The sequence below is a fragment of the Streptomyces sp. B5E4 genome, from assembly GCF_039871555.1.
Taxonomy (GTDB): Bacteria; Actinomycetota; Actinomycetes; order Streptomycetales; family Streptomycetaceae; genus Streptomyces.
In genome coordinates this window covers 563,475-582,902 of sequence record NZ_JBDPMI010000001.1, presented here as the reverse complement: position 1 = coordinate 582,902, position 19,428 = coordinate 563,475, and the positions used below count along the sequence as shown (strand labels likewise).

Genomic DNA, 19,428 nt, shown 5'->3' with positions numbered 1-19,428 from the left:
GCCGCCGTCCCCCATCACCGCGGCCCCCTCCCGCTACGAAGGTCAAACATGCCCCACAGCCCAGATAACGTTCCGCGCCGCCGGATCCGCCTGGCGCGCGGCGCATCGCCGTGGCTCCTGCCGACCTTGGCCACCGCCGCCGTCACCGCCGTGCGCGCCCGCCGCAGCGGGCGCTGGCCCGCCCGACTGGCCGCCGTGCCCCCCACCGCGCTGGCGGCGGGCATGCTGTGGTTCTTCCGCGACCCCGACCGCGAGATCGCCGAGGGCCGGGTCATCTCCCCCGCGGACGGCGTGGTGCAGAGCATCATGCCGTGGCCCGACGGCCGCACCCGGGTCGCGATCTTCATGAGCCCGCTGAACGTGCACGTGAACCGCGCGCCGCTGGCCGGCACCGTGGTCTCCGTGGAGCACGTCCCCGGCGGCTACGTCCCGGCGTTCAACAAGGAGAGCGAGAACAACGAGCGCGTCGTGTGGCATCTGGACACCGAGCTCGGCGACGTCGAGATGGTCCAGATCGCCGGCGCGGTCGCCCGCCGCATCGTGCCGTACGTGACCGGCGGCACCAAGGTCGAGCAGGGTGAGCGCGTCGGGCTGATCCGCTTCGGCTCCCGCGTCGACGTGTACCTGCCGCAGGGCATCGCGCCCGGCGTGGACGTCGGCCAGGCCACCACCGCAGGGGTGACGCGCCTTGACCGTGATTGATCCGGAGACGAAGGCCGGCTGGGTCCCCGAGGTCGACGAGGACGACGACGACATGCCGCTGTCGACGCGACTGTCGATCGCCGACACCCTCACGCTGGCGAACGCGACCTGCGGCTTCCTCGCCGTCTACTTCACCACCACCGGCGTGCTGGTCCCCCACCTGATGGGCGAGGACGCCGGCGGCATCGCCCGGCACAGCGCCGCCACCGCCGTGATCCTCATGCTGCTCGCCTCGGTCTTCGACCTCTTCGACGGCCTGGTGGCGCGCAAGCTGCGCAGCTCCGCGATGGGTGCGGAGCTGGACAACCTCTCCGACCTGATCAGCTTCGGGCTGGCGCCCGCGTACTTCGTGCTGGTCTACGGCATGGTCGCCGACGACGCGCACCAGCGGGTCTCCACGGTGGCCGCGGTCGCGGTGGTGCTGGCGGTGGTGCTGCGGCTTGCCCGGTTCTCGTGCGTGACCGTGCGGGACGGCGTCTTCCAGGGCATGCCGAGCCCCTTCGGGGCGCTCACGGTGATCTCGGTGGTGCTGCTGGAGCTGCCGTTCGTGCCGACGCTGCTGGCGATCGTCGGGGTGGCCTGGCTGATGGTGAGCCGGGTGGAGTACCCCAAGCCGCGCGGCCGGCTCGCGGTGGCCACCCTCGTGTGGATCTTCATCAGCATGACCTGCCTGGGTGCGTGGGCGTTCGACGCGCCGAACGGGCAACTGCTGCTCCAGACGGGCTGCGCGCTGCAGATCGTGACGGCCGCGACGATCCCGCTGTTCGCCACCGCCCGCCGGGTGAACACCTTCCGCGTCGGCCGCCGCGAGGCGCGCGCCGCCGCGCAGGGCTGAGCAGGGCACGCCGCGGGCCGCGGGCCCGTAGCGTACGAGAACGGACCGCACCGTCGCGTCCGGGGGCCCGCTCCCCCGCCCGCGACGGCTTTCCGGCCTGCCCGCCCTGGATCGGGGTCAGACGGGCTGCCAGAGCGCGGGGACGTTCGGCGGCTCCCAGCCCGGCAGGGCCGTGTGGGCCTGCAGGCAGCGGTAGCTCCGGCCGGCGTACGTGACGGTGTCACCGGCCCGGTAGGAGGTGCCGGTCGCCCAGGTGCCGGGCCCGGGGTCGGAGCCGACGGTCAGGGTGTACGTCACCGTGTGGGTGGCGCTGCCGGTGCCGGTCACCGTGATCGGGTACGTGCCGTCGGCGGTCCCGGCGGCGACGTCGAGCCGCAGGGTCGCGGAGTTGCCCGAGGTCACCGTCGCCGGGGAGAAGGCCGCCGCGACGCCGGAGGGGGCGCCGGAGGCGCTGAGCGCGACGCTCTGCGGGTCGCCGCCGGTCGTCGTGGTGCTCACGGTGGCGGTGGCGGAGCCGCCGGCCTCGGCACTGCCGGAGTTCGGCGACAGCGCGAGGGAGAAGTCCGGCGTCTGGCTGCCGCCGCAGTCGGCCTCGCCGGCCGCCGCGGGCACGGCGATGGCGCTCCAGGCCGCCTTGACGGCGTTGCACTCGGTGGCGCCGTAGGCGGCCTTGGCGGAGGTGATGGTCGCCGCGCGCGCGGCGCGGTGGTTCCAGCCGGAGGTCTTCAGCAGCAGCCCGCCCATGAAGATCTTCGCGGCCTTCTGGACTCCGATGCCGGTGACGGAGGAGGGGCCGCCGGTGCAGATCGGGCTGCTGGGCTTGCCGCCGCCGGGGCTGGAGCCCTCGGCGAGGAGGTAGAACCAGTGGTTCTGCGGGCCGGCCGCGGCGTGCACCTCGGTGCCGGAGCCGAGCTGGGTGTAGCAGTTGGGGTCGTTGTTGACCAGCGACGGGTGGTACATGTTGCGGATGGGGCGGGTGTCGCCGTAGAAGCGGGCCTTCTCGCCGACGGTGTAGTCGGGCGGATCGGCGGGGCTGTTGACGTACGCCTCGGTGAGGGCGCCGAAGATGTCGCCGGTGGACTCGTTCATGCCGCCGTTCTCGCTGCCCGAGCCGCTGGAGCCGGGGGTGCGGTCGAAGATCTCGTGCCCGTACTCGTGCGCGACGACGTCGATGGACGTGAGCTGGTTGGTGCCGGTCTGGTTGCGGCCGTAGGTGGTCTTGGATCCGTCGTAGTAGGCGTTGACGACGCTGAGTCCGGCGCGGGCGGGGACGAGGCCGCCGCGGCCGTTCTGGCCGTTGTAGCCGGTCCACTCCTTGAGCATGTCGAACTCCTGCTGGGCCGCGTACATGATGTCGACGCAGGCGCTCTCCAGGTCGTTCGCGCCGCCGTTGCCCCACGGCGGGGTGGTGTACGGGGCGCCGTTCTGGCCGCCGCACTGGAAGCCGGTGCGCAGCGGGTCGGTCATGGAGTTGGCGGCGGTGTCGATGTCGACGGTGCCGTAGTGGTAGCCCTGCCCGGAGGCGTCGCGGACCTGCTCGCGGGTCTCGACGACCTCGCCGGTACGGGCGTCGACGTACACCTCGCGCACGCTGGGGGCGCCGGCGGTGGTGGTGCCGGTGACGGTGGACTGCCAGATCAGCACACCCTTGTCGTCCGTGAGCAGCACGCCGAGTTCGGGCGCCGTGGCCTTCTCCGGGTGCGCGACCCGCGCGGTGGCGGTCCGCTCGGCGGCGGCAGCGGAGATCCGGGCGCGCGGGGAGAGCGACAGCTCGGGCGCCGGCGCGGCGGCCACGTCGAGGACGCGCCCGCGGCTGTCGGCGAGTACGACGGCGTCGCCCCCGGTGACCGGCAGACCGAGGTAGGTGCGTTCGTACGCGGCGTAGTAGAGCCCGTCGTCCCAGGGGGTCACCCTGGTGCGGACGAGTTCCTCGCCGGGGCTGTGGCGCAGCCCGTCGAGCCCGCTGTCCGCGGCGCGGTCGGCGGCGGCGAGGGCGCGGGCCTTGCCGCCCGGCTGCTCGGGTGGCGGCGGCGCGGCGCTGGTGGTGCCGGTGACGGCACCGGTCAGGCCGGCGGTCAGGGCGAGTGCCGCCACGACCGCGCCAAGTCTTGTGGACTTCACGTCTGTTGCTCCCCTCTAGGGAAACCGGTGACGCGAGTATCGGCGTGCACATGGCGGTTCGGGGATATCCCACCCGCCCCCATACCCGGGTTATACGCTGCTGGAATGGAGCTGGAGTTACGGCACCTGCAGGCTGTCTGCCGGATCGCCGAGGCCGGCAGCCTCGCGGGCGCCGCCCGCCTCCTCGGCGTCTCCCAGCCGGCGCTGTCGGCCCAGCTCCGCCGCATCGAGCGGGTGGCCGGCGGCGAGCTGTTCACGCGTACCCCGCGGGGCGTACTGCCCACGCCGCTCGGCGAGTTCGTCCTGTCCAAGGCGCACCGGGTGCTCGGCGAGATGGAGGCCCTGGCGGCCGGGGCCCGCGCCACGGCGGCGGCCGGGCCGCTGCGGCTGGGGAGCATCGTGCTGGTGATGCTCGGCGCGCTGGTGCAGGAGCTGGACGAACTGCTGCCGGACCGGCGGACGACGGTCGACAGCGAGGACTCGGTCACGGCGCTGACCCGGCTCCTGGGCTCCGGCCACTACGACGCGATCCTCTACGGCGAGGTCAACGACCACCGCACCCCGCTCCCGGAGGGCGTCACGGCCCGCACGCTGGTCGCCGGCGAGCCTTTCTGGATCGCCCTGTCGGAGCGGCACCGGCTCGCGGACCGGGAGCGGGTGGCGCTGGGCGACCTGGCGGAGGAGCAGTGGATGGCGATGACGAGCCAGGACGACGGCGGCCCGGAGGCCCTCCAGACGGCCTGCGCGACCGCGGGCTTCACCCCCGCGCTGCGCTACCGCATCGGCGACACGGCCCTGAACCGCCGCCTGATAGCGGCGGGCCGCGCGGTGGCGGTCTTCCAGCCCACGGCCCCGGCGACGGCGGGGGTGGTCCTGCGCCCCCTGACGGGAGACCCGATCAGGGGCCGCCTGACCCTGGCATGGCAACGCCGCGCGGTCCCGGCGGAACAGGCGCAGGTGCTGTACCGCGCGGCGGCACGGGCGTACGAGGCGGGACTCGCGAACAACCCGCGGTACGGGGCGTGGTGGCAGGACCACCCGGAGGTCCACCCGGAACGGACGTGAGGGACGGGCGGGGAGCACGGGGTGGTGCCCCGAGGGGCCCCGGGGGGTTCGGGCAGGGGGTTGGGGGAGGAGAGATCCGGCGGTCAGATGTAGTCGTGGGCCAGGGATGCGGCCACCGACTCCAGCAGCGGGCCCGCGTTGCGCATGGAACGGTCCACGTCCGGCTCCAGCGCCGACAGCGCGTACGCCCGCTCGATCCCCGCCGACCGCAGCGCCGTCTCGTCGATCGACAGCCCTCCGCACACCGCGACCACCCGCTTCCCCGCCGCGCGGGCCGCCGCCGCCACGCCCGCCGGGGCCTTGCCGTGCAGCGTCTGGCGGTCCAGCGAGCCCTCCCCCGTGATCACGAGGTCCGCGCGCGCGAGCGCCGCTTCGAAGCCGAGGACGTCGAGCAGCACCTCGATCCCGGGCCGGAACTCCGCGCCGAGGCCGATCAGCGCCCCGTAGCCGATGCCGCCCGCCGCCCCCGCGCCCGGCTCCCGGGCCAGCTCGGCCGCCCGCGGCCCCACGGACTCCTCCAGCACCCGCACGTAGTGCGTCAGCGCCGCGTCCAGCGCCTCGACGTCCGCCTCGCTCGCGCCCTTCTGCGGGCCGTAGACCGCCGGTGCCCCGGTCGGGCCCGTGAGCGGGTTGTCGACGTCGCTGGCGAGGATCAGTTCCACGGACGCGAACCGCGGATCGATCCCGCTCAGGTCCGCTCGCGCCAGCCCCGCCAGCGGCCCGCCCCCCGGGCCGACCGCCGCCCCCTTCGCATCGAGGAAGACCCCGCCCAGTGCCGCGAGCATGCCCGCCCCGCCGTCCGTGGTAGCGCTGCCGCCGACGCCGAAGACGATGCTCCGCGCCCCGGCGTCGAGCGCCGCGCGCAGGAGTTCGCCGCTGCCGTACGTGGTGGCGGTGCGCGGCGCGAAGTGGCCGGCGGGCAGCAGTTGCAGTCCGGACGCCTCGGCCATCTCGACGACGGCGGTGCCCTCGCGCAGCGCGTACGCCGCGGTGACGGGTTCGCCGAGCGGCCCGGTGACCCGGACCTCGCGGCGTGCGAAGCCGGCCGCGAGCGCCGCGGCCACCGTGCCGTCGCCGCCGTCGGCCACGGGCAGGGCCTCGACGGCGAGGCCGGGCGCGACCCTGCGCAGGCCGGCGGTCACCCGCTGGGCGACCTGTTCCGCGGTGAGGGAGCCCTTGAACTTGTCGGCCGCGATCAGCACCCGGGTCACCGATCCGTGCGTCACTTGCCACCCCTCGCTATGGTCCTGGTCACGCCGCTGCGACCCTATCCGCAAGCCCGCCGGATTGCCCATCGGGCCCGGGTCCGGCGCATCCGCCGTCCCCGGGCCCGTACGGCTGCGGTTGCCGGCGCTCAGCCCTCCCGCCGCTCCAGCGCGAGCAACTGCTTCTTCCGGTCGATCCCGCCCCCGTACCCGGTGAGGCTGCCGTTGGCGCCGACGACGCGGTGGCAGGGGACGATGATCCCGACGGGGTTGCGCCCGTTGGCCATGCCGACGGCGCGGGAGGCGGCGGGGTTGCCGACGCGCTCGGCGAGTTCGCCGTAGGAGATCGTCTGGCCGTACGGGATCTGCCGCAACTGTTCCCACACCCGCTGCTGGAACGGCGTGCCGGCCAGGTGCAGCGGCAGGTCGAAGTCGGTGCGCTCGCCCGCGAAGTACGCCGTGAGCTGCGCGGTCGCCGCCGCGAACGGCGGGTCCGCGGGGTCGGCGGGGGCGCCGAAGGTCTCCTCGGCGGGGCGGTGGCGCTGGTCGGTCATGTAGAGCCCGGTGAGGTTGTCGTCCTCGGCGACGAGGGTGAGGGGGCCTACCGGGCTGTCGACGGTGGTGTGCGTGCGCATGTCCTTCACTCCGTGGGCATCAGGTTGATCGGGTGGTCGCCGGCGGGCGGCGCCGCCCACAGGTACTGCACGGCGTACGCGCGCCAGGGCCGCCAGACGGCCGAGTGGCGGACGAGGGCCGCGGGGCTGCCGGGCAGACCGAGTCCGGCGGCGGCTTTGCGGACACCGAGGTCGGTGGCCGGGAAGGCGTCGGGGTCGCCGAGGGCGCGCATGGCGACGACCTCGACGGTCCAGGGGCCGATGCCGGGCAGCTCGGCGAGCTGGTGGCGGGCCTGTTCCCAGTCGCTGCCGCCGCCGAGGTCGAGGTCGCCCGCGGCGAGGGCGGCGACGAGCGCGGTGAGGGTGGTGCGCCGGGTCTGCGGCATGGCCAGGGCGGCGGGGTCCAGTCCGGCGAGGGCGCCGGGTTCGGGGAAGAGGTGGGTGAGACCGCCTTCGGCGTCCTCGATCTCCGTGCCGTACGCGGTGACGAGCCGCCCCGCGTGGGTGCGGGCCGCGGCGGTGGAGACCTGCTGGCCGAGGACGGCCCGTACGGCGAACTCGGCGCCGTCCGTGGTGCGCGGCACCCGCCGTCCGGGCGCCTTGGCGATCAGCTCGGCGAGCTGCGGGTCGCGGGCGAGCTGTTCGTCGACGGCGACGGGGTCGGCGTCGAGGTCGAGCAGCCGGCGGCAGCGGCTGATGGCGATGGCCAGGTCGCGCTGGTCGGTGAGGGCGAGGCGGGCTGAGATATAGGGATGAGGGCCGGGCCGGGGGGTGAGCGAGGCGATGCCGTGCCCGTACGGGAGCCGCAGCGTGCGCCGGTACGCGCCGCCGCGCCACTCCTCGACGCCCGGGACGGCGGTGGCGACGAGGTGGCCGAAGAGGTTGTCGGGGGTGAGCGGCTGCCGGAAGGGCAGCCGGAGGCTGATGACCCCGGGGGCGCCGCCGGTGCCGCTCGTGCCGCCGGTGCCGGCCTTGCCGGCGCGGGGGCGGGCGGCGCGGCGGCGCAGCTCGGTGGGGGCGAGGGCGAAGACCTCCTGGACGGTGTCGTTGAAGGTGCGGATGGAGGAGAAGCCGGCGGCGAAGGCGATGTCGGCCATGGGCAGCGGGGAGGTCTCGATGAGGACCCGCGCGGTCTGGGCGCGCTGGGCACGGGCGAGCGCGAGCGGTCCCGCGCCGAGTTCGGCGCGGAGCTGGCGTTCGATCTGCCGGGTGCTGTAGCCGAGCCGGGCGGCGAGGCCCGCAACGCCGTCGCGGTCGACGACGCCGTCGGCGATGAGCCGCATGGCGCGGGCGGTGAGGTCGGCCCGGTGGTTCCACTCCGGGGACCCGGGGCTGGTGTCGGGGCGGCACCGCTTGCAGGCGCGGAAGCCGGCCTGCTGGGCGGCTGCGGCGCTGGGGTAGAACCGCATGTTCTGGGGCTTGGGCGGGACGACGGGGCAGCTGGGCCGGCAGTAGATGCCGGTGGTCAGCACCCCGGTGAAGAACCAGCCGTCGAAGCGGGCGTCCTTGGACTGGACGGCCCGTACGCAGCGCTCCGTGTCGGTGAACATGTCTCCAGAGTCGTCCACCGCGGGGGCGAAAGCTAGCGAGAATCCGACATGACGGTGGGGCCGCCGGTACGGCTCGGGCGGCTGCCACGAGCGGGCGCCGTCAGCGCGCCCCGCGTGGGCCGGCAAGGGTGTCCGACAGCCGCCGGCCGCGCGGAGACCCGCCGGTCGTACCGGGAGACCCGCCTCCCGTCAACGGGACCGCGTCAGGGTGCGGAAGACCGCGCGGGCCGCGTTGTGGCCGCCCATCCCGTGCACACCGGGCCCGGGGTACGTCGAGGAGGAGCACAGGAAGACGCGGGGGTGGACCGTGGCCCACGGCACCCGGGCGAGGCGCGGGCGCATGAGGGTCTGCATGCCGGAGAACGCGCCGGAGGCGATGTCGCCGCCGACGTAGTTGGCGTTGCGCGCGGCCAGTTGCGGCGGTCCGGCGGTGGCGCGGGCCAGCACCAGGTCGCGGAAGCCGGGCGCGAAGCGCTCCAGTTGCCGCTCGATGGCGTCGGTGGCGTCGCCTTCCCAGCCGTTGGGCACGTGCCCGTAGACCCAGAAGGTGTGCTTGCCCTCGGGCGCGCGGGTGTGGTCGACGATGGTGGGCTGGCAGGTGATGAGGAACGGCGCGGCGGGCTCGACGCCGTGCACCGCGGCGTCCAGCGCCACGCCGATCTCGCCTTCGGTGGGCCCGACGTGCACCGTGGTGGCGCGGCGCGCCTCCTCGGAGGTCCAGGGCATCGGCCCGTCCAGGGCGTAGTCGATCTTGAACACGGACGGGCCGTAGCGGAACCCGTCGTACGCCCCGCCGAGCCCGGCGATGCGTGCCAGCGCGGTCGGCGAGGTGTCGAAGACGTACGCGCGCGCCGGCGGCAGCTCGTCCAGCCGCTTGACCTCGATCCCGGTGTGGATCTCGCCGCCCAGCTCGCGCAGGTACGCCGCGAGCGCGTCGGAGATGGCCTGCGAGCCGCCGCGCGCCACCGGCCAGCCGACGGCGTGGCCGGCGAGCGCGAAGGTCAGCGCCATGGCCGCGGTGATCGGCGTGTGCAGCGGGGCGATGGCGTGCGCGGCGAGGCCGGCGATCATGCCGCGGGCGTGCTCGCCGTGGAAGCGGCGGTTCAGCAGCGACGCGGGCATGGCTAGCTGGCCGAGCCGCAGGAGGGTGACGGGGTCGCGGGGCACGGAGCGCAGCGAGGCGGTGAAGAAGTCCCAGGACAGCGTGTCCCACTTGCCGAGGAACGGCTCGACCAGCCGCCGGTAGACGCCGGCGTCGCGGGTGCCGAGCGACATCGCCGTCTCGCCGACGGAGCGGGAGAGCACGGCCGCGGAGCCGTCGGGGAAGGGGTGGGCCATGGCCAGTTCGCTGTGCACCCACGCCAAGCCGTGGTCGGCCAGCGGCAGTTCGCGGAAGACCGGGGAGCCGATGCCGAAGGGGTGCGCGGCGGAACAGGGGTCGTGCCGGAAGCCCGGCAGGGTCAGCTCGGCGGTGCTCGCCCCGCCGCCGATGGTGTCGCGGGCCTCGAAGACCTCGACCGTGAAGCCGCGTCGGGCGAGTTCGACGGCGGCGGTCAGCCCGTTGGGCCCCGCGCCTACGACCACCACGTCGACCAGCGTCGTCATCCGCCTCGCCACTCCCGTCGTCGCTGACTGGGGTCAGGGCTCCTCCGGTGGGACATCCCGGGCCGCGTCACCCTGCGCCGGCCTGGTCCGGCAGCGGGACCCTAGGGCGCCGCCCCGGGGACTCCTCGGCCCGGTCCGGCCAGCAGGGCAAGGATATGACGCGCCGTTTCCGCGTCCCGCGCCGCGGTGAACGGAAGGGCGTTGCCGCCGGCCACGCGGAACGGCTCGCCCGCGACCGTAGCGCTGGCGCCGCCCGCCTCGGCGACGAGCAGCAGGCCCGCGGCGTGGTCCCAGGGCTTCTCCCAGGAGAACGCCACGGCGTCGATCTCGCCGCGGGCCACGGACAGGTAGTCGTGGCCGGCGGAGCCGCAGGGCCGGGCCCGTACCCCGGGAACGTCGAGACGGGCGAGGGCGCGCTTCTCCGCCTCGGTGGTGAAGTCGTGGTGGGAGACGGCGACGTGCAGCTCCTGCCCGGGCTCGGGCACGCCGGTGCGCAGTTCCCCGCCGCCGACGACGTGCGCGCCGCCGCCGCGGCGGGCGACGGCCATGACGTCCTTGGCCGGCAGGTACGTCCAGGAGGCCAGCACCTCGCCCCGATGGGCGAGGGCGACGAGCATGCAGAAGCCGGGCTCGCCGCGGACGAACTGCCGGGTGCCGTCGACGGGGTCCACGATCCACACCGGCGCGTCCCCGCGCAGCGCGGCGAGCCGGCCGGGGTCGGCGTGCGTCCCCTCCTCGCCGACGAGCACGGACCCGGGCAGCAGCGCGGTCAGGCTGCGCTCCAGATGCACTTCCGCGTGCCGGTCGGCGACGGTGACCAGGTCGTGGGGGCCGTCCTTCTGCAGGATCTCGTCGGCGCCGAGCCGCCGGAAGCGGGGCATGACCTCCTCGGCCGCCGCCTTGCGCAGGGCGTCCTCGACCCGGTCGAGGGCATCGGCGGAGGCCGGGAAGTCGTCCAGCATATGTCCATCGAACCATGCGGTGGCCCCGGACGCGGAACGCGGAGAGGATGCGTGATTCCGTAGATTCCTGGAGAATCTGCTCCAAACGGTCGAGGCTTCGTTCGAGAGGGCTTTCCCATGGCTGTCGCCGCCACACCGATGAACCTCACCCGCGCCGCCCACGTCGGCATCTCGGTCTCGGACCTGGACGCCTCGATCGCGTTCTACGGCGCCCTCACCGGACGGGAGCCCGTCGCGGCGGGGACGATGGACAGCGTCCCGTTCGGGCGGTCGCAGGGGCTGCCGGTCGCGACCCTGCGCTACGCCACGATCAACCTCGACGGCCTGGGGATCGACCTCATCCAGTTCCAGGACCCCGTCGGAGAGCGCACGAACGGCATGGCGAACCGGCCGGGCTCGATGCACCTGTGTCTGCGGGTGGACGACCTGGGCGCGGTGTACGGGCGGATGCGGGCGGCCGGATACGACTTCCTGGGCGAGGACTACACGTTCCGCGCGGGCGAGGTGACGCCGGAGGCGGCGCTCGGTACGAAGGTCGCGTACTTCAACGACCCGGACGGCACGAACCTGGAGATCATCGAGCCGAAGGGCGGCTTCGCGAACTAGGAAACGCCGTGGCGACAGGGGGTGGGCGCCCGTACCCTGTCCGCATGTCTGCGGCGACGGAGAGTACGGGGCGGCGCCCCCTGGTGGCGATCCTCAGCGGCGCCGGCGTCTCCACCGACTCCGGCATCCCCGACTACCGCGGCCCGAACGGCGTCTGGCGCCGGGACCCGGAGGCCCAGAAGCTCGTCACGTACGACTACTACATGGCGGACCCGGAGATCCGGCGGCGCTCGTGGCAGATGCGGCGCACGAACCGCACGCTCCAGGCCGAGCCCAACGCGGCGCATCTGGCCATCGCCGGCCTGGAGCGCGCCGGTGTGCCCGTGCGGGTTCTCACGCAGAACGTGGACGGGCTGCACCAGCTCGCGGGGACGCCCGCCCGCAAGGTCCTGGAACTGCACGGCTCCGCCCGGAGCGTCGTGTGCACGCAGTGCGAGGCCCGCGGGCCCATGGAGGACGCCCTGGCCCGCGTCGAGGCCGGCGAGGACGATCCGCCGTGCCTTGAGTGCGGCGGGATCCTCAAGTCCGCCACCGTGATGTTCGGCGAACGGCTCGATCCCGGCGTCCTGGGCGAGGCGGCCGCCATCGCCGAGGCGTGCGAGGTGTTCCTCGCCGTGGGCACCAGCCTCCAGGTCCAGCCCGCCGCGGGCCTGGCCGGACTCGCCGCCGACCACGGCGCCCGCCTGATCGTCGTCAACGCCGAGCCCACCCCGTACGACGACCGCGCGGCCGAGGTCGTCCGCGAGCCCATCGGCACCGCCCTGCCGCCACTGCTGACCCGCCTGACGGCGGAGACCGCGTAGTCCCCGGCCTCACGCACCCGCGGTGTGTGAGGCCGCACTCGGGAGGCCGCCCCGGGATGGTCAGTACGGGGCCGGGGTTGCTGGGGGTGGGGGCGGCTTTGCCGGGGTTGCTCGCATCAGCAGGGTGTAGAGGATCAGCGACGCCCCCAGGCCCACTGCCCAGCCGTAGTCCGCCAGCGGCTTCAGGAAGGGGATCAGGCCGTCCTCCGGGTACGGGCCCGCCGCGCCCTCGTCGGTGTGGGAGCCGCCTACCGCCAGGAGGGCGCCGACCCCGAAGGCCAGGATGCCGCGCCAGTTCCAGCCGCCCCGGTACCAGTACGCGCCGTCACGCCGGTACAGGTCCGGGAGGGCGAGCGCGGTGCGGCGGACCAGCCAGTAGTCGGCTATGAGGACGCCGGCGACCGCGCCCAGCAGGCCGCCGTAGGTGCCGAGCCAGACGAAGATGTAGATGTCCGGGTTGGCGATCAGTTCCCAGGGGAACATCAGCATCCCCGCCGCGCAGGCGATCAGCGAGCCGGTGCGGAAGCTGATGGCCTTCGGCGCCAGGTTGGACAGGTCGTACGCCGGACTGACCAGGTTCGCCGCGACGTTCGTGGTCAGGGTGGCGAGCAGGATGACGAACAGGGCGAAGGCGATGCCCAGTTTGGTGTCCATGCGGGCGGCCAGCTCCGCCGGCTCCCAGATCGGCTTGCCGTAGACCGCCTGCGAGCCCGACGTGACCAGCACGGAAATCAGCGCGAACGCGGCCATCGTGGTGGGCAGTCCGAGCGACTGGCCCCAGATCTGCGCACGCTGCCCGGCGCCGAAGCGGGTGAAGTCCGGGATGTTCAGCGACAGCGTCGACCAGAAGCCGATCATGCCCATGAGCGCGGGGAAGAACACCTTCCAGAACTCGGAGCCCCAGCCCAGCTCGGACGGCTCGTCCAGCAGCGGGCCGAAGCCGCCGGCCTGGTCGGCTATCCATATCAGCAGCGCGACCGCGCCCGCGAGCATCAGCGGCGCGGCCCAGTTCTCCAGCTTCTTCACCCCCTCCATGCCGAAGAGGACGATGACGACCTCGATCAGCCAGAAGAGCACGAAGCAGAGCCACTGCGGCCACGGATAGCCGCCCCACGAGCCGGCCTCGACCCACCAGCTCCCGGCGCCGATGATCTTCCCGGCCAGGAAGTAGATCGCCTGGCCGCCGATCCACGTCTGGATGCCGAACCAGGCGCAGGCGACGACGCCGCGCAGCAGCGCCGGCAGGTTGGCGCCGACCACGCCGAACGACGAGCGGGCCAGGACCGGGAAGGGGATTCCGTACTTGGGGCCGGCGTGGCCGGTCAGCAGCATCGGCAGCAGCACGATGACGTTCGCCAGGGCGATGGTGAGGACCGCCTGCTTCCAGTCCATGCCCAGCGCGATGAGGCCCGCGGCCAGCGTCCATGTCGGTACGTTGACCGCCATCCCGACCCACAGGGCGGCGAAGTTGTACGTGGTCCACGTGCGCTGCGCGGCCGGGACGGGGAGCAGGTCGCCGTTGGCGTAGCGGCTGCCGGCGAGGTCCTCGGCGGGCGACAGCTCCACCCTGCCGTCGGCCGGCTGCTGCGGGTGGGAGGGTGACGCGGCGTCGGCGGTCATGGTGCCCCCTCAGGCCAGCGCCGGGATGACGTACTTCCCGTACGCGTCGATGGTGGACTCCTTCGCGTCGTGCATCGCGTAGCTCGCGAACTGGTGCACGCCCAGCTCCCGCAGCCGGCGCAGCTTCTCCAGATGCGCCTCGACGGGACCCAGGATGCAGAAGCGGTCCACGATGTCGTCCGGGACGAAGTCCGTGGAGGGGTTTCCGGCGCGGCCGTGGTGGGAGTAGTCGTAGCCCCGGCGCTGCTTGACGTACGCCGTGAGCGCCTCGGGGACGACGTCGGAGTGCTCGCCGTAGCGGTCGACGAGGTCGGCGACGTGGTTGCCGACCATGCCGCCGAACCAGCGGCACTGCTCGCGCGCGTGGGCCAGCGCCTCGGGGGTGCCGTCCGTGACGTACGCGGGCGCGGCGACGCAGATCGTCAGGTCGTCCGGGTCGCGGCCCGCCTGCGCGGCGGCGGTGCGCACGGCCTTGACCATGAACTCCGTCAGGTACACGTCCGAGAGCTGGAGGATGAAGCCGTCCGCGACCTGCCCGGCGAGCGCCAGCGCCTTCGGCCCGTACGCCGCCATCCACACCGGCAGCCGGCCGTCCTCGACCCACGGCAGGCGCAGCGTCGTGCCGGACTCGCGGTCGACGACGGCCTCGCGGCCCTCGGCGAGGTCGCGGATGACGCGGATGGCGTCGCCGAGGCGGGCCAGGGTGTTGGGCGGGCGGCCGGCGACGCGCATGGCGGAGTCGCCGCGGCCGATCCCGCAGACCGTGCGGTTGCCGTACATCTCGTTGAGGGTGGCGAAGGCGGAGGCGGTGACCTCCCAGGTGCGGGTCCCGGGGTTGGTGACCATGGGGCCGACGGTGAGCGATTCGGTGTGCTCCAGGATGCGGCTGTAGATGACGTACGGCTCCTGCCACAGGACGGTGGAGTCGAACGTCCAGCCGTAGCGGAAGCCGTTGTTCTCGGCGCGGCGCATGAGGCCGACGACGGCGGATGCGGGCGGATCGGTCTGCAGCACGAGTCCGAAATCCACGGAGGCCCCCTTGGGGAACGATGCCGGAGGTGTGGGTCTGGTGGCTGGTTCTACAGGAACTGGCAGGTGCCGCGCGGGATGTACTGGCCGTGTCCCGCGTGGCCGGTGAACTCGCGTGCCCTGAGGACCGTTTCGCCGCGGGAGAGCACGGTTTCGACGCGTCCGGTGATCTCCCTGCCCTCGTACGCCGAGTAGTCGACGTTCATGTGGTGGGTGGCGGCGGAGAGCGTCTGGCGGGCCTCGGGGTCGTAGATGACGATGTCGGCGTCGGAGCCGGGGGCGATGGTGCCCTTGCGGGGGTAGAGGCCGAACATCCGCGCGGGGGTGGCGCAGGCGATGTCGATCCAGCGGCGGCGGGTGAGGTGCCCGTCGAGCACGGCCTGGTGGAGGAGGTCCATCCGGTTCTCCACGCCCGGCAGCCCGTTGGGGATCTTGGAGAAGTCGCCGCGGCCCAGTTCCTTCTGGTCCGTGAAGCAGAACGGGCAGTGGTCGGTGGAGACGACCTGGAGGTCGTCGGTGCGCAGCCCGCGCCAGAGGGCGGCCTGGTGCTCGCGGGGGCGCAGGGGAGTGGAGCAGACGTACTTCGCGCCCTCGAAGTCCGGCTCGGCGAGGTTGTCGGTGGACAGGAAGAGGTACTGCGGGCAGGTCTCGCCGAAGACCGGCAGACCGGCGTCGCGGGCCTGTGCCAGCTCGGCGACGGCCTCCTCCGCGGAGACGTGCACGACGTACAGCGGGCTGCCGGCGACCCGGGCGAGCTGGATGGCGCGGTGCGTGGCCTCGGCCTCCAGCAGCACCTTCCGTACCTCGCCGTGGTAACGCGGGTCGGTCTTGCCGGCCTTGAGGGCCTGTTCGACGAGGACGTCGATGGCGATGCCGTTCTCGGCGTGCATCATGATCAGCCCGCCGTTGCCGGCGGCGCGCTGCATGGCGCGCAGGATCTGGCCGTCGTCGCTGTAGAAGACGCCGGGGTAGGCCATGAACAGCTTGAAGGAGGTCACGCCCTCCTCGACCAGGCCGTCCATCTCCTTGAGCGTGTGCTCGTTGACGTCGGAGAGGATCATGTGGAAGGCGTAGTCGATGCTGCACTGGGCGTCGGCCTTGGCGTGCCAGGCGTCCAGGCCCTCGCGCAGCGCGCTGCCCTGTTTCTGTACGGCGAAGTCCACGATGGTCGTCGTGCCGCCCCAGGCGGCGGCGCGGGTGCCCGTCTCGAACGTGTCCGAGGCGAACGTGCCGCCGAAGGGCAGCTCCATGTGCGTGTGGGCGTCCACCCCGCCCGGGATGACGTACTTGCCGGTGGCGTCGAGCACGGCGGCGCCCTCGCGCCAGCCGGCGGCGGCGTCGCTGCCGTGCGCGGCGAGGGCGGTGACGCGGCCGTCCTCGACGAGCACGTCGGCGTGGATCTCGTCGGCGGCGGTGATGACCAGCCCGCCGGTGATGACTGTACGGCTCACGGCCTCTGCTCCATTCCGGCGACGCGACGTCACCAGGGGTCTACACCCGTAGAGTCGAGCTGCGTGCGAAGACCGTAGAAGCATGGCACCGCGCTCGGCAATACCGCGGCAGCCGCCCTTCGCGACCGCGTGGCGCGGGCCGTGGGCGCGGACCGTGCCCGCCGCACGCCGTACCCGTGCGTTCTGCACGCCTTGTTCATGACAGCGGTGACTACTGCCGGTGCGCGTCCGGCTGCAATCCTTCGTGGGCCAGTCAAGGAGACGGCCTTGGGGGGAAATGGACAAGCGATACGAGGCGTTCTGCCTGGCCGACGAGTATTTCTACGAAACTCCGGACCGACTGACCGGGGGCGCCGACGCATCGGTCGCGCTCTTTTCCGTCGCCCGCCGGGACACTCCCGGAGGATGGGTCGACGCCTGGTCGGGAGACTGGCGCCAGTTGCAGCCTCTGGCCGATCGTGACTGGCCGGAGCAGGGCTGGAAGGTCCACGTCTCGGCCCGCCTCGACAACGCCGACCGCGTCGGCACGCGCATCTGGGACTACTGCGTGCCCCGGGGAATTCCGTTCAAGTTCGTGCCGGGAAAGCAACTCCTCTATCTCCGCAACTCCAAATACGCCAGCCGCACGATCAGCGGCAAGTTCGCCACGATCTACCCGCGTGACGACGAAATGCTGCACACGCTCCTGCGGGAACTGGGCGGGCAACTGAGTGCGGAGGACGGCCCGTACATCCTCACCGACCTGCGCTGGCAGGACGGCCCGCTGCACGTGCGCTACGGGGGCTTCGCCCCGCGCTACTGCGTCGGCGCCGACGGGGCACTGGTCCCGGCCGTCGAGGGGCCCGACGGCACGCTCATACCCGACCGCAAGGACCCGGCGTTCAGCGTGCCCGACTGGGTGACGCTGCCCGGCTTCCTGGCGCCCGAGTTGGCCGCGCGCAATGCCACGACCACCTCCGGCCTGCCGTACCGCATCGAACGCGCCCTGCACTTCTCCAACGGCGGGGGCGTCTACGCGGGCACCGACCTGCGCGACGGCGCGCAGGTCGTGCTCAAGGAGGCCCGGCCGCACGCCGGCCTCGCCGCCGACGGAGCCGACGCGGTGGCCCGGCTGGAGCGGGAGAAGGCCGCGCTGGAGCGGCTGGCCGGGCTGGGCGTCGCGCCCGGCGTCCGCGACTGGTTCGAGCTGGGCGGGCACCGCTTCCTGGTCATGGACTTCCTGCCCGGACGCACCCTCAACTCCTTCTTCGCGGAGCGCCACCCCCTGCTGGCGGCGCACCCGGACCCGGCGGAGGTGGCGTCGTACACCCGCTGGGCGGTGCGGGTGCACGGCGCGGTGGAACGGGCCGTCGCGGCGGTGCACGGGCGCGGGCTGGTCTTCAACGACCTGCACATGTTCAACATCATGGTCGCGCCGGAGGCGGACGCGGCGGCGGGCGACGCGGGGGACGAGACCGACGTGTCGGTGGCCCTGGTCGACTTCGAGGCGGCGGCGCCGGTGGCGGACGGGCCGCGGCAGATCGTCGCACACCCCGGATACGTGGCACCGGCGGACCGCGAGGGCTTCGCGATCGACCGCTACGCGCTGGCCTGCCTGCGGATCGCGCTGTTCCTGCCGATGACGACGCTGCTGGCCGTCGACCGGCGCAAGGCGGCGCGTCTGGCGCGGGTGGCGGCGGAGCAGTTCCCCGAGCTGCCGGAGGAGTTCCTGCGGGAGGCGGTCGAGGAGATCACCGGCGGGACGGGCGCGCGTACGGCGGACGCCGGGGCCACGGCCGGGGCCGGCACCGCCGGCCGAACGGCCGCCCCGGCGGCGAGATCCGGCGCGGGGGCGGTCGGCGGACCGCTGCTGCCGGTCGAACCCGACGACTGGCCGCGCAGCCGCACGGCCATGGCCCGGGCGCTGGCCGCCTCCGCGACCCCCGAGCGCGAGGACCGCGTCTTCCCCGGTGACGTCGCCCAGTTCAACGACGGCGGGGGCCTGGGGATCTCGTTCGGCGCGGCCGGCGTGCTGTACGCGCTGGCCGAGGCCGGTGCGCCGCGCAGCGAGGCCGGCGAGGAATGGCTGCTGAAGCGGACCGCCGCACCGCCCCGCGGCACGCCGTTCGGGCTGTATGACGGGCTCCTCGGGGTGGCGTACGTACTGGAGCGGCTCGGGCACGGCAAGCGGGCGCTCGACCTCGTCGAGCAGGTGCTCGCCGAGAACTGGCAGGCGCTCGCCTCCCATCTGCACGGCGGGCTCGCCGGCGCCGGCCTGGTCCTCGACCACCTCGCGACCGCCTGCGGCGAGCCGTCCCTCCACGACCACGCGCTGCGCGCGGCCACGCTGCTGACCGAGCGGCTCGCCGCGGCGGACCCGGCGCCCGACGGCGGCGCCGCCGGTACGCCGGCGGTCCGCGGCGGCGAGCGGGCCGGGCTGCTGCGCGGCTGGACCGGGCCCGCGCTGTTCTTCGTCCGGCTGTACGAGCGCACCGGCGACCCCGCGCTGCTGGACGCCGCCGCGAGCGCGCTCCGCCGCGACCTCGCCCGCTGCCGCACGGACCGCACCGGCGGCCTCGTCGTCGACGAAGGCCACCGCACCATGCCGTACTTCGGCGACGGCAGCGCGGGCATCGCGACCGTGCTCGACGACTACCTCGCGCACCGCGACGACGAGGACTTCGCCACGGCGCGCGCCGCGGTGCTGCCCGCCGTCCGGATGCGCTACTACGCCCAACCCGGCCTGTTCCAGGGGCGGGCCGGGATGCTGCTGCACCTCGGCCGCACCGCGACCCCCGGCGTCCGCGCCGCGGACCTCGGTGCCCAGGCCGCCGCGCTCTCCTGGTACGCCCTGCCGTACGGCGGCGGGCTCGCCTTCCCCGGCGACCAGATGATGCGGCTGTCCATGGACCTGGCCACCGGCACCGCCGGCTGCCTGCTCGCGCTCGCCGCGACGCAGCCCGGGAGCGACGCCGGCCTGCCCTTCCTGTCGCCCGCGCACCGGCGCGGACGACGGGCGGACCGGCCCCACGACGGGGCCGGAGTACCAGCACCATCCGGCAAGTCCCGGCAGTAACCGAGTGAATCAAGGAGACATCATGGCGCTTCTCGACCTTCAGGCCCTCGAGGCATCCGAGCAGACCGGCGGCGGCGACAGCAGCCTGAGCCTGCTGTGCGGCAAGCACAGCTCGCACAGCGTGCTGCTCTGCCTCTGACCTTCCCGCACCGAAGAGGCCCCGGGCGCACACGACGGCGCCCGGGGCCGTGCGCTCACCTCGCCG

Annotated in this window: 16 protein-coding genes; 7 read left to right on the top strand and 9 right to left on the bottom strand. The window is 73.7% G+C overall.

The features are described 5' to 3' along the window. Positions 1-48 precede the first annotated feature (48 nt). Complete coding sequence (locus tag ABGA99_RS02410; protein ID WP_347575912.1) at positions 49-702, top strand: phosphatidylserine decarboxylase; 654 nt, start codon at positions 49-51, stop codon at positions 700-702. Then, positions 689-1,537, top strand: coding sequence for a CDP-diacylglycerol--serine O-phosphatidyltransferase (gene pssA / locus ABGA99_RS02405; RefSeq protein WP_347575913.1), 849 nt, complete (start codon positions 689-691; stop codon positions 1,535-1,537). The genes ABGA99_RS02410 and pssA overlap by 14 nt, the downstream gene beginning before the upstream one ends. 117 nt (positions 1,538-1,654) lie before the next feature. On the opposite strand, the gene ABGA99_RS02400 is transcribed toward pssA, so the two are convergent. Continuing rightward, on the bottom strand, positions 1,655-3,658 hold the full coding sequence (locus tag ABGA99_RS02400; protein WP_347582056.1) for a M4 family metallopeptidase: 2,004 nt from the start codon (positions 3,656-3,658) through the stop codon (positions 1,655-1,657). A gap of 105 nt (positions 3,659-3,763) precedes the next feature. Between ABGA99_RS02400 and ABGA99_RS02395 the strand changes: the two genes are divergently transcribed. Further along, positions 3,764-4,723, top strand: a complete 960-nt coding sequence (locus ABGA99_RS02395) for a LysR family transcriptional regulator (RefSeq protein ID WP_347575916.1) — start codon at positions 3,764-3,766, stop codon at positions 4,721-4,723. 83 nt (positions 4,724-4,806) lie between these two features. Here the strand turns inward: ABGA99_RS02395 and ABGA99_RS02390 are convergent, their stop codons facing one another. The 5 genes from ABGA99_RS02390 to ABGA99_RS02370 form a co-directional block, all read right to left on the bottom strand. Next, complete coding sequence (locus tag ABGA99_RS02390; protein WP_347576121.1) at positions 4,807-5,934, bottom strand: glycerate kinase; 1,128 nt, start codon at positions 5,932-5,934, stop codon at positions 4,807-4,809. Between the two features lie 143 nt (positions 5,935-6,077). Next, on the bottom strand, positions 6,078-6,563 hold the full coding sequence (locus tag ABGA99_RS02385; RefSeq protein ID WP_347582055.1) for a methylated-DNA--[protein]-cysteine S-methyltransferase: 486 nt from the start codon (positions 6,561-6,563) through the stop codon (positions 6,078-6,080). A gap of 5 nt (positions 6,564-6,568) precedes the next feature. Further along, a complete protein-coding gene (locus ABGA99_RS02380) occupies positions 6,569-8,092 on the bottom strand; it encodes an AlkA N-terminal domain-containing protein (protein WP_347582054.1) in 1,524 nt (507 codons plus the stop codon). Positions 8,093-8,281: 189 nt separating this feature from the next. Further along, positions 8,282-9,697, bottom strand: coding sequence for an NAD(P)/FAD-dependent oxidoreductase (locus tag ABGA99_RS02375; protein WP_347575919.1), 1,416 nt, complete (start codon positions 9,695-9,697; stop codon positions 8,282-8,284). A 101-nt stretch (positions 9,698-9,798) separates the two neighbouring features. Then, positions 9,799-10,659 carry an inositol monophosphatase family protein gene (locus tag ABGA99_RS02370; RefSeq protein WP_347582053.1) on the bottom strand — a complete coding sequence of 287 codons (861 nt, stop codon included), beginning with the start codon at positions 10,657-10,659 and terminating at the stop codon, positions 9,799-9,801. A 117-nt stretch (positions 10,660-10,776) separates the two neighbouring features. Here ABGA99_RS02370 and ABGA99_RS02365 point away from each other — a divergent pair, with 117 nt between their 5' ends. Further along, complete coding sequence (locus tag ABGA99_RS02365) at positions 10,777-11,265, top strand: VOC family protein (protein ID WP_347575921.1); 489 nt, start codon at positions 10,777-10,779, stop codon at positions 11,263-11,265. A 44-nt stretch (positions 11,266-11,309) separates the two neighbouring features. Next, entirely contained in the window at positions 11,310-12,068 is a 759-nt protein-coding gene (locus ABGA99_RS02360) for a Sir2 family NAD-dependent protein deacetylase (protein ID WP_347582052.1), read from the top strand. Positions 12,069-12,128: 60 nt separating this feature from the next. Here ABGA99_RS02360 and ABGA99_RS02355 read toward each other — a convergent pair whose 3' ends face one another. The 3 genes from ABGA99_RS02355 to hydA are packed head-to-tail and all read right to left on the bottom strand — an operon-like array spanning position 12,129 to position 16,168. Then, positions 12,129-13,688, bottom strand: coding sequence for an NCS1 family nucleobase:cation symporter-1 (locus ABGA99_RS02355; protein ID WP_347575923.1), 1,560 nt, complete (start codon positions 13,686-13,688; stop codon positions 12,129-12,131). A gap of 9 nt (positions 13,689-13,697) precedes the next feature. Then, entirely contained in the window at positions 13,698-14,717 is a 1,020-nt protein-coding gene (locus ABGA99_RS02350; RefSeq protein ID WP_347575924.1) for a TIGR03842 family LLM class F420-dependent oxidoreductase, read from the bottom strand. A gap of 50 nt (positions 14,718-14,767) precedes the next feature. Next, positions 14,768-16,168, bottom strand: coding sequence for a dihydropyrimidinase (gene hydA / locus ABGA99_RS02345; protein ID WP_347575925.1), 1,401 nt, complete (start codon positions 16,166-16,168; stop codon positions 14,768-14,770). A gap of 277 nt (positions 16,169-16,445) precedes the next feature. On the opposite strand from hydA, the gene lanKC reads away from it, so the two are divergent. Together lanKC and ABGA99_RS02335 are read left to right on the top strand one after the other, a co-directional pair. Continuing rightward, on the top strand, positions 16,446-19,223 hold the full coding sequence (lanKC, locus tag ABGA99_RS02340; RefSeq protein WP_347582051.1) for a class III lanthionine synthetase LanKC: 2,778 nt from the start codon (positions 16,446-16,448) through the stop codon (positions 19,221-19,223). Between the two features lie 22 nt (positions 19,224-19,245). Continuing rightward, the gene (locus ABGA99_RS02335) at positions 19,246-19,362 is read left to right on the top strand and encodes a SapB/AmfS family lanthipeptide (RefSeq protein WP_018837057.1); all 117 of its coding nucleotides are present in this window, start codon (positions 19,246-19,248) and stop codon (positions 19,360-19,362) included. The last annotated feature ends 66 nt before the right edge of the window (positions 19,363-19,428 follow it).

Bases quoted from the DNA above. Each gene is read 5' to 3' on its own strand.
- ABGA99_RS02410 (WP_347575912.1), top strand. From the start codon at position 49: ATGCCCCACAGCCCAGATAACGTTCCGCGCCGCCGGATCCGCCTGGCG.
- ABGA99_RS02395 (WP_347575916.1), top strand. From the start codon at position 3,764: ATGGAGCTGGAGTTACGGCACCTGCAGGCTGTCTGCCGGATCGCCGAG.
- ABGA99_RS02385 (WP_347582055.1), bottom strand. From the start codon at position 6,563: ATGCGCACGCACACCACCGTCGACAGCCCGGTAGGCCCCCTCACCCTC.
- ABGA99_RS02380 (WP_347582054.1), bottom strand. From the start codon at position 8,092: ATGTTCACCGACACGGAGCGCTGCGTACGGGCCGTCCAGTCCAAGGAC.
- ABGA99_RS02375 (WP_347575919.1), bottom strand. From the start codon at position 9,697: ATGACGACGCTGGTCGACGTGGTGGTCGTAGGCGCGGGGCCCAACGGG.
- ABGA99_RS02370 (WP_347582053.1), bottom strand. From the start codon at position 10,659: ATGCTGGACGACTTCCCGGCCTCCGCCGATGCCCTCGACCGGGTCGAG.
- ABGA99_RS02365 (WP_347575921.1), top strand. From the start codon at position 10,777: ATGGCTGTCGCCGCCACACCGATGAACCTCACCCGCGCCGCCCACGTC.
- ABGA99_RS02360 (WP_347582052.1), top strand. From the start codon at position 11,310: ATGTCTGCGGCGACGGAGAGTACGGGGCGGCGCCCCCTGGTGGCGATC.
- ABGA99_RS02355 (WP_347575923.1), bottom strand. From the start codon at position 13,688: ATGACCGCCGACGCCGCGTCACCCTCCCACCCGCAGCAGCCGGCCGAC.
- lanKC (WP_347582051.1), top strand. From the start codon at position 16,446: ATGGACAAGCGATACGAGGCGTTCTGCCTGGCCGACGAGTATTTCTAC.
- ABGA99_RS02335 (WP_018837057.1), top strand. From the start codon at position 19,246: ATGGCGCTTCTCGACCTTCAGGCCCTCGAGGCATCCGAGCAGACCGGC.